This window comes from Micromonospora sp. NPDC005087, assembly GCF_042872965.1.
GTDB lineage: Bacteria > Actinomycetota > Actinomycetes > Mycobacteriales > Micromonosporaceae > Micromonospora.
This window is the reverse complement of the sequence record NZ_JBIALB010000051.1, coordinates 1-10353: the sequence shown is the minus strand read 5'-3', so window position 1 is coordinate 10353 and position 10353 is coordinate 1. Positions and strand designations below refer to the sequence as shown.

Below are 10353 nucleotides of genomic sequence, written 5' to 3'. Positions count from 1 at the left end.
ATGGCTCCACGCCCATATCCACCACTGTCCGCTATGGACGCAATGCCCGTGTCACCCCGATCGGCGCCCCGACCCTTGTTGAGATCACCTCACTGATAAAGGGGCATCGATGGTTGCCACGCATCTCTCTCGATAAATATATGTGCGTGCCGCACTCGGCATACAACAAATTCATTGTGGGCCTTTTTCACTGCGCACCCCTGCGCACAACGGGACGCTTTGGTTTGTTAACTGAACGCATAGGCGCTTCACAATGCTTCACAGCACAGCGACTGACAGCCGTGTTAGCTCTTGTAGGCCGCTGCCTGCGTACTGTTAACAAGGCAGTGGGTGCAACAATGGCTTGCTAAACAAGCCAGTGAGTGCGCAGAATGGCACAGTTAACAATGCTTACTGCCCAAGGCCCCGTGGCTCGCAATGAGGAGGAATGCCAATAAACAGCACATAACGATTGTGGGGAAGGGGTAGCCAAGGCACGGAAAACAGGTTAGACGAGACCCCCGTTTGGGACACTTTCGAGCCTGTGTCAGTAGCCCGACTACCTATCCGCTCCTACCGAACACCGTAGAAGTTGCCGAGAGCCTTTCCCTACCCGCCTATACCCCGAGCCTCCCTCGCCCCGGAGCGGCCAAATGCACGCCTTCTCCTGACACGTCCGGCGCTCGCGTCCCATGGCCCCGATGAAATCGGGGCCTCGGAGGGGGTGAGCTGTCCAGTAACGGCAGTAACGGCAGTAACGGCACTCCGCGATATATGAGGGTGAACCGGCGAAACGGCCTCTTGACTAGTCCTATAAGTCCGTTTACCCACTACACCTAACGTCTCTAAAAAGAGCCGTTACGCTCACATCTAGAAGTGCCGTTACTGCCGTTACCTTCCTGGTCGGAGCCGTAACCGCCCGCCGTAACCGGCGACCGGCCGACCGTTACCCGTTACTGGTCGAGGTAGCGCGCCGAGACGCCCTTAAACCACTCAAGCCGGTAACCCTTGAAACTCTTTTGCTTGACCTTGATCGTCGTGGGGGCGATGGCGAATCCACGCAGCAGATCGGCGAGCTGGCGGTTGGTGATCTGCCTCCCGTGATCGTGCCGGTCCCACGACGATTCCTCGTCGTCGTGCAGAATGCCGAGAAGATCGACCGTCGCGATCACTGGGACGTGCTTACCGTTCTCCTTGGGCCAGAGCCGCTTGATATCGCGCAGGAGGTCTAGGCTCCGATCCTCCTCAGCGATCCCGTCCTCTGCCTCGGTCAGGCCGACTGCCGCCTTTCGGGCTCGGGTAGGCCACTCGCCCCCGGCCGCATCGGCCAAGATCAGCAAAGGCTCCCAGAGGTCCGCCTCCCGGTTCTGAAGCGGAGTCTCGGGCTCCACATCCTTCGGGACCGTCCCCACCCACTCGCCTAGCTTCCGGCCGAGAGCGCGGATCTCCGGGATGTGCTTCTGCCGGAAGTTGCCGACCGTCTCAGAGGGCAGTTTCTTCCGCATTCGGATCACGACCGCCCGGTCCATGATCGTGTCAGGAAGCTCGACCCCCTTACTGGCAAGGGCCACCATTGCGAACACCTCGAACATCCGAGGCGTCCAGCCCTCCTCCCCGTCCCGCTCGCTCATCAGGACCCCGGCACCCGGCTGGAAACCCGCGTTGTAGATACCGCGTAGCTTCTCTACGCCGCTGCCTGCCTTCGGACCGAAGACGGTATCCGCCTCGTCGTGGAACACCGTCCGGACAACGCCCTCCAGGGAGCGAGTGATCGCAGAGGTAGTCGCAGCGCTAACCGACAGAGGCTCCTCGGACAGCGGCTGAAGAACCTCAAAGAGCCGGGTCTTACCGCAGCCCTTCACCGCCGAGATCACAACCAGGCGGGTAGCGTGCTCCCAGGCCGGCATTCCGTGTGTTGCTGCGGCCCACAGAGTGACGGCTACGTACGCCTCCTCGTTCGGCAGGATCACGTACCGCCGAATGAGGGCCTCTACCTCGTCCAGGACCCTCGCCCCCGCCCCCGGCACGAACGGCCGAGGGGGAGAGGTCTTGGGCGGTTTCGGCTCCCGGACGGGGATGCCCCCAGAGGCGCCAGGCTCTTCCACTTCCGGCATGCCCTCAGCCGAACTCGGGTCGTCATCCACCGCTGGTTCTTCCCGTTCTCGTCGGGCTGCCGTGGCTCGGTGTTCTTGGATCTCTTCGCGGTGGTGCACGAAGAACTGCATCTCGATGTCGTCGTCCTCAGCCGGGTCGACGCCGATGGCCCGGAGCGCACCCTCCATCTCCTCGACGGAGGTAGGCATCAGGTCCTCAACGACGGGAGGGGTAGCCGCTCGTGCGGCCCGACGGGCCTTCTTAGGGCGCATTACCGCCTTCCCTCGTGGCCGTAGGGGCGCTGCCCTACCCGAGCGGACCTACCCGGGAGAACCCCGACCGAAGGGCCGGCAGAAAGCCGTACGTAGCGGGCAAAGAGGGGCGGACGGTACATTAGAGGCTCCCTTGCGAGATGACGTAGGTGACCCCGGTTGGGCAGGCCGGGGTCATTTGCTTTCCTCCATAAGGGAGGTCCAGAAGCCATTCGTTAGGACGGGCGTACGGACACGACGGGGGTACCGCCCCGTGCACTCCGGGTGGCGGCAGCGGTTAGGGCAGCCCCGAGCGCGGCACGACTCCCCAGGACAGTAGGTGAAGTAGCAGCGCGGGGTGTGGGACCTAAGCGGACGCGTTTGTGACCCCTGTCTCATCAGTCCTCCCCGGTTAGTAGCTTGATCGCGTAGCGGAGGGCTTCCCCTTCCCCCACGCCGTTCTCCTCGGCGTATTCCTTCAGCGCCTCGTGTTCCTCTGGGGTTGCCCAGAATTGAACCTTCTGCGTCAGCCCAACGCCTCGATACCTTTTCGGTCGAGGATTGCTGAGCCTTTCCGAAATGATTTCTGCGGTGGATCTTGGCATAAACGAGAGCTTATCGGATCCGCTATATTTACGGCATCTGCCAAATAGGAGGCCATGAATGCCCAAGCAGCCGCAGTTCAATCACGAGCGGCACACCTGCACGACCGGAGTGCCGTGCCGGTTCCTGAGCGAGCACGAAGAGAACCCGGCTCCCGCCCTAGCGGAACGGCTGGCCGAGGTCCGGGAGGCCCGGCGCGAGAAGGTCCGGAAGACCCGAGGGCAGACCAATGACTGACCGCTTCCAGAGCCCGCCCATCGCGGCCGGGGGGTTCTTCCGAGGCACAGAGCTAACCGCCTCCCTCCCCGGTCGACACGTCCCCTTGGACGTGTACGCCGCAGCCGAGCGGTTCGCTCGGGCCTGTGCCGCTGTACGGAGGGCGGACGCCGAGATCGCTGCCGCCGGAACCGCGATGCGGGACGTAGAGAACCGCGTCATGGCCGAGGCGTACCGGGCGGTGAGCGAGGACGCCGTGATTGACGAGGACGCGAAGCTAGCGCAGTCCGACGACTGGGCTGCGGCGAAGACTGCCGAGGAAACCGCCCGAGCCCGGTTCGATGGGGCGAAGGAAGCGATGGCGCAGATGCACGCGGGTCTGGTTGCTGTCGCTGACAGCGGAGAGTGGGGCGAATACCTCGTTGAGCAGCGACAGGGGCTCTCCGGCCGACTGGTCGAATGCCTCTCGGGTGCGGTCGAGCTTCTGGAAGAGCTGTACGAGGTCGAGGGGCTGAGTGCCCTTGTGGCTGCTGGCGGCGTAAGCCGGAAGCGTCGAGGCCAAGCCGTCGCCCCGGTCGAGAGCGAAAGCACGGAACTCATCCGCAACGCACAGGAGCTTCTGCGTCGCCTTCTCGCCCCGGAGGTCAAGGCCGTACGGAAGCTTTCCGTCCAGCAGGAGTGGGTCCGGAGCGACGCCAGTGACAAGACCTTCGCCCCCGTCGCATTCGAGGAGCAGGCATGAGCGGCGACGACTGGTGGGAAGAGCGGGAAACCCTTCGTGAGGCGGGGGCTACTGCTCGGCGTGAAGCGGACCGGAAGCGCGACGAGCGTTTCAACAAGATTTGGCAGCGGGATCACCCTCGCCCCGGTGGAACCCGTGCCTCCGATATCGCCTCAGGGTTCAAGGGAAGTTCCGGGGCGTCGGTGCTCCGCGAGATGGTGAAGAAGGCCCAGCCCGACGACTTCACCCGCCTTGAGCGGGAGGTCGAGAGGGGCCGTCCGCTCTCCGGTCTCGCTCGCCGCATGTACGACGAGGAGAAGGCCCGTAGGGAGGGCGGTAGCGATGAGGGGTAGGCGTACCCCCTTCCGTTACGCGGCAAGGGCTCTCGGGCCATGCAGGCGGGCCGTAGAGGCCCGTCGAGAGGCCGAGCGGCGGGAGCGGGAAGCGACCGAACGGCTAGCCCTCGTGCTCGCCTTCCGAGAGCAGTTGGAGGCGCTGTGACTGACGCCGAGGTTGCTGCCGCGGCAATTGCTGCCGTAGCCACGCACGGCGACCAGGCCCTAGCCGAACTGACGGAAGCAGCCGGGGCTGAGAAGGTCATCCGCTCGCTCGCCCTGTTCTCGTACTGGCAGCTACGGGGACGGAGCCGGGACGGCACTCCCGCTGCCCTTCGCGGACAGCTCCGGCAGATCGTGCAGCTCATGGACGGTCCCAATGCCTAAGGGCAAGCCGAACAGCGATTGCGTCAGCCCCTGGCCGCAGCCAAAGCCGGAACCGACCTTCCGCGTGAAGCTGTCGTGCGGCTGCGAGGTCAGGTTTCCCCAGCCACTGCCGAAGACAGGCGAGGTTATCTGGTGCCGAGTTCACGGGGAGGAGGTGAGGGCAGAGTGATGTCGGGCTGCAGTCCATCCGTGGTGCCGGTGACGAAGCTCCCCAACGGCGACAACGCATCGGGCTCGCTGAGGCAGCTTCGGTACCTGCACCACGGCCGGACTGTAACCTGCGCCCGTGTCAGGGGCGCTGTGGTAGTTGCGCCCTCGGACGACGATGTAGGCATGTCTTCCGGAACTCCCGCATGGGTGGTGCTCCTTGTCGCCGCGCTGGGCGTCGTGGGCACCTTGGCGGCAGCGGTCATCACGCAGGTTCTGAGCGGACGGCGCGAGGCCCGGCAGTGGGAGCGGCAGCGCGACCACGAACGGGAGCGGTGGGGCCGGGAGCGCGACGAGCGGCGGGAACAGTGGGAGCGAGAGGACCACGCCCGGTGGCATCAGGAACGGCTCCCCCTGTACACCGAACTCCTCCAGCGCATCGAGGAGTGGGATCACGTCGTGAATCAGGTGCTGCCACGGCTGGACCCCGGCCCAGCAGTCGTGTCGGAAGAAGACCAGCGCCGGCTCAGCGAGGCCCTGGCCGCAGTCGCCGTTGCCGATAGGAAGCTTGGCCTCTTCGCTTCCAAGGAGACCGACGAAGCAGCTAGTCGCTTCTTCATGGACGCAGTGTTCTGCCACCTGCATATAGGCGCTGGTGGACTAGACGACCCGGAGCATCTTAAGCAGGTGCGCTTCGAGGTGCGGGCGTTAGCAGACAGGCAGAGTGAGCTACTGACGTCGATCCGCCGCGACCTGGGAATGCCGCCAGGACTAGAGACCCGGAAGGTTTCGACCTGACCACCAGGGAGAAACACGAGATCTGGCCTGCGGAATAGCAAGAGCGCCGAGCGTAGTGCCCGGCGCTCCGCTCAACGTTGCTACCTACGACGCCACTTCAACAACCGCTCAAGAACCTTCTGAGCGTCAGTCCTTCGCGCGGCGTCTGGATGGGCAGAACCCACCACAGCGATCACGCCAATCAGGAGGAGGTAGAGACCGGCGAGCACTAGGCCCGCCCAAATGCTGATGGTCTGCATGCAGCGCTCTTTCTCCGGGCATAGAGATGCCCGGGATATTTGCGGCCGCGATAGCACGTCACTCCCAGCCCAAGCGGGGTGGCGTGCCGTAACACGAACTCCATCAGCACCTATGAGTATAGCAAAGATCGTCAACGGTGGGCAGAAGCGCCGCAACGCCCCTGCCCACCCGGCCCCGGCCCTAGCCCTCCCGGACGAGGCTCCAGCGGTTGACGCCCTTGAGTACCCGGCACTCGATCCGGTAGCCGCTGATCAGCCACGGGCCTTCCCGAACTGCTGCCCGAGGGCCTTAGGGGGCTCCGGTATTCCGAGATGAGAGCCGGGGCGTTTCATTGCATGTCGCCATTTCTCTACGCATCTAATACGCTAATGATCATGAGTCGATTTCGCGTAATTGAATTGTTGGTGTCTACGGTTCTAGAGGCTCCTCAGCCCTGGCGGCTAATCGCTCCGGCTTGGCGCTCCTATCGGAAGATCCGGAGGGACGGAGACCCGCTGTACGGGCTCCTACCGCTAATCGTCGCGGTCGGGAGACAGCCCGAGAAGAGGGCATCGTGAAGCGCACGATTGACTACAGCATCCCCGCTTTTGAGCGTTTCTGGCAGGACGTTGAGGTGCGTGGAGCTAGGGAATGCTGGCCCTGGACCGGAGTGCCCAATGAGGAGGGGTACGGCTGGTTCCGTCCGGCGGTCTGCGTTCGGGAGAAGGCGCACCGTTGGTTGCTCGGCCAGGTGATCGGTAGGCCGCTCCGCTGGGACAGCGAGCGAAAGGAGCTGGCCTGCCACACCTGCGACTTCAAGCCGTGTTGTAACCCGGCGCACCTCTACGTCGGGACCGCTCGGGAGAACCAGCTAGACATCGTCCGCCGTGGTCGTAGACCGGCCCGTGCAGCCCGCTAGGCGTGCGCCTACGGGGCTGCCCGCTCTCTCGGGTAGTCCTGGAGGGGTAGAGGGCCGGAAGGGCGTAGGCGGCCAGGCGGTAGGGATCTCTGTAGACCGAATCGTTACAGTCGTGTTGCTCGATCAAGGGGTGGGGGTAGGCCGGGTCCGCAGACCTTCTTACCCTGCTGGGTTGAGGGGCTTTCGATCTTGTGAAAGCCCTGGTCAGAGCGCATGGTCTAAAGAGGAGCCTACGGATCAGAAGGTTAGGGGTTCGAGTCCCTTCGGGCGCACAGGGTTTAACTGGGTTGACCAGGTAAAACGCTCCTTCCGTCATCGATCGCGATCGACGGGAGGGGCTTTTTTTTGTGCGCCCACGGGCGCACTTCGTGACCTTCCGGGCCTCGGCCCCGTATCAGCCGGCAGCGCGGGTTGTCGGCGTACGGGTCAACGTGCACAGCCAGGTACGACTGAACGTGCACAGCGTCCTGCAGGTAGACGATGCGATGAGCGGAGGCAAATCCGACGCTCCAACCGCTTGCGAAGCCGACCAGCGGACCCGGCGAAATCCACGAGACTGCCGGCGCAGTCGTGACGATCAGTAACCAGCGATGCGGCATCGACCGGGCGGCTCATCCGCTTCTGCCGAGTTGCGGGTGTCGGGGGCGGGCTCACTGCCTTGCTTTTCTTCTCCGTCCGGGCAACGCGTGGATGGGCAGGGCGAGCGCGCACACCTGCCACGAGTCGCTCCGGACCGTAACGAGCCGCTGATCGGCCTGCCGGATCACTCGGTACGCTCGACAGCCATCCGCGCCCGTACTGCTCGGGATCCTCAGCGTCCCTACCCCTTCCGTCGCATCCGTGGAGACTGCGGCCGGGAGGCGACACGCGGGTGCCGCGTGACTGGCCGGTCACCGGAGACAATCGTCGCGTGTCGAAATCTCGTGCGGTCTCGGCCCATCAAGCGATCTTGTGGCCGATTCTTGTCACCGCGGGCGTGTTTGTGGGCTGCTGGTGGTGGCTTCGCGGGTACACGGTGTTCCGCGACCCGGCCCAGGGCTGGCGGCGGTGAGCGGGCATCGTCGTGCGGGCGGCGGTGCTTTGCGCCGCCTTCTGGGGTGCCAGCATGCCGGGCGCTGCACGGTGGTGGGGCTTCGCCGTGATCGTGCTGTGCGGGGCGCTGGGCTGGCTGGCGTTCCTGCGCCTGCTGGCAGAGGTGCGGCAGGAGCCACGAAAGGAGATCCGATCCGGCCAGGTCAGTCGCGGTGCATCGTCGCCGAAGGTCGACCCTGAACTGGCGGAGCAGATGCGCCGCCTCGTGGTCCAACGCCGCCTGCGCGGGATCTCGGCCCGGCGGGAGCGTTAGCCCGAGCGTTCGTCAGCAACCCGCATCAGTCCTGTCGGTCCTCCTCCGCCGGCGTGAAGTCGTAGTCACGGGCCGAGAGCGAGCCGCCGTCCGGGTTCCAGGTGAAGACCCGGAACATCCCGCTCGCCGGGTCGACTTCGCCGTCCGGCCTAAACACGACATCGGACAGGATGCCAAGCACGCAGTCGCCGATATGCTCCCGGGCCCACTGCACCTCGCGCCGCGAGACGATCACAGCCGCACCCTTGGTCTCGGTGCCTTTGGCCTCAAGCCACAGCATCCCGCCGTTCCTGGTGGCGATGGCGTCGAAGGGGTTGCCGAACCGGACGTCCCGCACAATCCAGCCACGGCCACGGAAGTGCGCCATCAGCCGGTCCTGGGCGGCATCTTCGACCTTCCGGCGCCGCGCGGGATCCAGCTGCCAGCCCTGTCGAGGCGAACCGCGAGTCGGCAGGGGAGCCGGATGGCCGAGGTGGTCCGCCCAGAGCTTTTCGAGCTTCGCGGCGACGCGCGGCGGCAGTACCCACCCGCTGCTCTGCGGCCGCCACGCGCCGCCATCCGGGATGTGGTTGACCAAAAGCGCGTGGGGCAGCCCGTCCTCCGGCAGCACGAGCGTGTCCCAGTCGATCAGTACGTAGTTGGCGTCCTCGTCCGCGCGCTTGTCGTCCCACTGCTCGGCCGGAAAGATTCGGCTGGCGGCAGTGCCGCTGCCGATGATGCCCCTCGGTTCTGGTCCCTGACGCAGGAAGAAGATTCGGTCGCCCGGTTCGATGCCGGTCTTGCGGTTCCCGGTGGCCCACTGATCCCGCAGGAGCCGGCCCGACTCGACCGCCTTGACGTCACTGGGGTAGACGTTTTCGGCCCAGCCGTCCGGGTTCCACCGCTCGGGGTTCCACGTCACCACCATCGTGACCCGCTCGCGCCCGTCGAGACCGGCCCGTTCGGCCGCCGGGAGCGAATCCAGTGCCGCGGTGTCGAAGTAGCCAACCGGGTTGCGGTGCCGGGGCGCTGGCCTGCCCTTCAGCACATCATGGACCGGGTCGCCAGGGCGCAGCACCCGGCCCAACAGAGCCCACTTCGTCACGCCATCAACATCGTGGCGGGTGCGGCCGTCGATCTCCGCGACGACCTGCACACGGCCGTCGAACGACAGGGTGGCGATTCGCTCGCCGTCGACCCGGCTCCCGAGAATCCAAACGCCGCGGTTGACCTCCCACAGCTGGTCGTCGGTCGCCGTCGCCTTCCAACCCACCCAGGTACGCCCGAGTGGGTCACCGGACGGCACGTCACGCGCCCCGATCAGCACGAAGTTCACGGCCATCCGCGCATCTTGCCGCGCTGGTCGGCCGGACGCCAGAGCCGGATGGGGCAGATGCAATCAGCGCAAGTCCACCGGCTGCCGTCCGAGTGGCGCTCCGGCTCCAGGATGGCCGTGGATCGTCAGGCCTGCGGCGTCCGCACATGCCGATGAGCGGTAACCGTGGTCGTGGCTATGCTCCGTCAATGACCGAAACGACTCCACAGCTCAGCGTGCCGGCAGCTCGCACTGAGGTCGAGGCTCTGCTGTCAGTTCTCGAACGCAACCGGCGGACCTTTGCCTGGAAGACCTCAGGTCTGGACGAGAACGGACTGTGCGCGAGAACGGCTGCCAGTGCGATGACACTTGGTGGTCTGATCAAGCATGTGGCGTTGGTCGAAGCGGACTGGCTCGCTGTCAAGCTTGCCGGTCAGGAGTACGGAGCGCCCTGGGACGCAGTGGACTTCGACGCTGACCCTGACTGGGAATGGCGTACTGGAAGCCTGGACGCTCCCGAGGACCTCTACAGAACGTGGCGAGACGCTGTCGAGCGATCGCGCGAATTGGTTGCTGAGGTCGCCGGGAAACGTGGACTCGACGGACCGGCGTCCTTTACCTGGCCGGACGGGCGTACCCCCACCGTCCGCGACATGTTGTTGGACATGATCGAGGAGTACGCGCGACACACAGGCCACGCGGACATCCTGCGTGAGGCCGTGGATGGCCGCGTGGGCGAAGGGGCGCCTGAGAGCTTCACAATCTAGAACGTCCGCATCTGCCGCTGTCCGGGCTCATGCCCAGCGCTGGCCTTCATGGAGGGATTGTCGGACGTGGCCGCTAAGGTCCCCGGGCAGGCCTAGCCGCTGCCGACCGCGGAGGCCGTGTTGGAAAGGCAGAACGTCGTGGGCGCATCTGCGTGGAGCTACTTTGTCCCCTACCAGCCGCAGCTGGACCGCGCGCTTCAAGAGCTGCGGCAGAGGGTCTTCGCGGAGGGCGACTACTACTGGGGCCTCGGCGCAGACTGGGTGCCTCCGGAGGAGCG

10 protein-coding genes are annotated in these 10353 nt (G+C 65.2%); 7 read left to right on the top strand and 3 right to left on the bottom strand.

The features are described from left to right. Positions 1-932 precede the first annotated feature (932 nt). Positions 933-2282: a DUF3631 domain-containing protein gene (locus tag ACFYPS_RS36300; RefSeq protein ID WP_387330958.1), complete on the bottom strand. Its 1350-nt coding sequence runs from the start codon at positions 2280-2282 to the stop codon at positions 933-935. 440 nt (positions 2283-2722) lie between these two features. Further along, the gene (locus ACFYPS_RS36295; RefSeq protein WP_387330955.1) at positions 2723-2929 is read right to left on the bottom strand and encodes a hypothetical protein; all 207 of its coding nucleotides are present in this window, start codon (positions 2927-2929) and stop codon (positions 2723-2725) included. A gap of 58 nt (positions 2930-2987) precedes the next feature. Here ACFYPS_RS36295 and ACFYPS_RS36290 point away from each other — a divergent pair, with 58 nt between their 5' ends. From ACFYPS_RS36290 to ACFYPS_RS36265, 6 genes are all read left to right on the top strand, one after another. Next, positions 2988-3164 (top strand): hypothetical protein, encoded by a 177-nt coding sequence (locus tag ACFYPS_RS36290; protein ID WP_387330952.1) that lies wholly within the window; start codon positions 2988-2990, stop codon positions 3162-3164. Next, positions 3157-3885: a hypothetical protein gene (locus tag ACFYPS_RS36285; RefSeq protein ID WP_387330950.1), complete on the top strand. Its 729-nt coding sequence runs from the start codon at positions 3157-3159 to the stop codon at positions 3883-3885. Before ACFYPS_RS36290 ends, ACFYPS_RS36285 begins: the two co-directional genes overlap by 8 nt. Then, complete coding sequence (locus tag ACFYPS_RS36280) at positions 3882-4217, top strand: hypothetical protein (protein WP_387330947.1); 336 nt, start codon at positions 3882-3884, stop codon at positions 4215-4217. The genes ACFYPS_RS36285 and ACFYPS_RS36280 overlap by 4 nt, the downstream gene beginning before the upstream one ends. A gap of 144 nt (positions 4218-4361) precedes the next feature. Beyond that, entirely contained in the window at positions 4362-4586 is a 225-nt protein-coding gene (locus tag ACFYPS_RS36275) for a hypothetical protein (protein ID WP_387330944.1), read from the top strand. Positions 4587-4919: 333 nt separating this feature from the next. Then, a complete protein-coding gene (locus ACFYPS_RS36270) occupies positions 4920-5531 on the top strand; it encodes a hypothetical protein (RefSeq protein WP_387330941.1) in 612 nt (203 codons plus the stop codon). Between the two features lie 2243 nt (positions 5532-7774). Then, positions 7775-8014 (top strand): hypothetical protein, encoded by a 240-nt coding sequence (locus tag ACFYPS_RS36265; RefSeq protein ID WP_387330938.1) that lies wholly within the window; start codon positions 7775-7777, stop codon positions 8012-8014. A 25-nt stretch (positions 8015-8039) separates the two neighbouring features. Here ACFYPS_RS36265 and ACFYPS_RS36260 read toward each other — a convergent pair whose 3' ends face one another. Beyond that, entirely contained in the window at positions 8040-9149 is a 1110-nt protein-coding gene (locus ACFYPS_RS36260; RefSeq protein ID WP_387330935.1) for a protein NO VEIN domain-containing protein, read from the bottom strand. 368 nt (positions 9150-9517) lie between these two features. On the opposite strand from ACFYPS_RS36260, the gene ACFYPS_RS36255 reads away from it, so the two are divergent. Then, positions 9518-10075, top strand: a complete 558-nt coding sequence (locus ACFYPS_RS36255; protein WP_387330932.1) for a DinB family protein — start codon at positions 9518-9520, stop codon at positions 10073-10075. Positions 10076-10353: the final 278 nt, after the last annotated feature.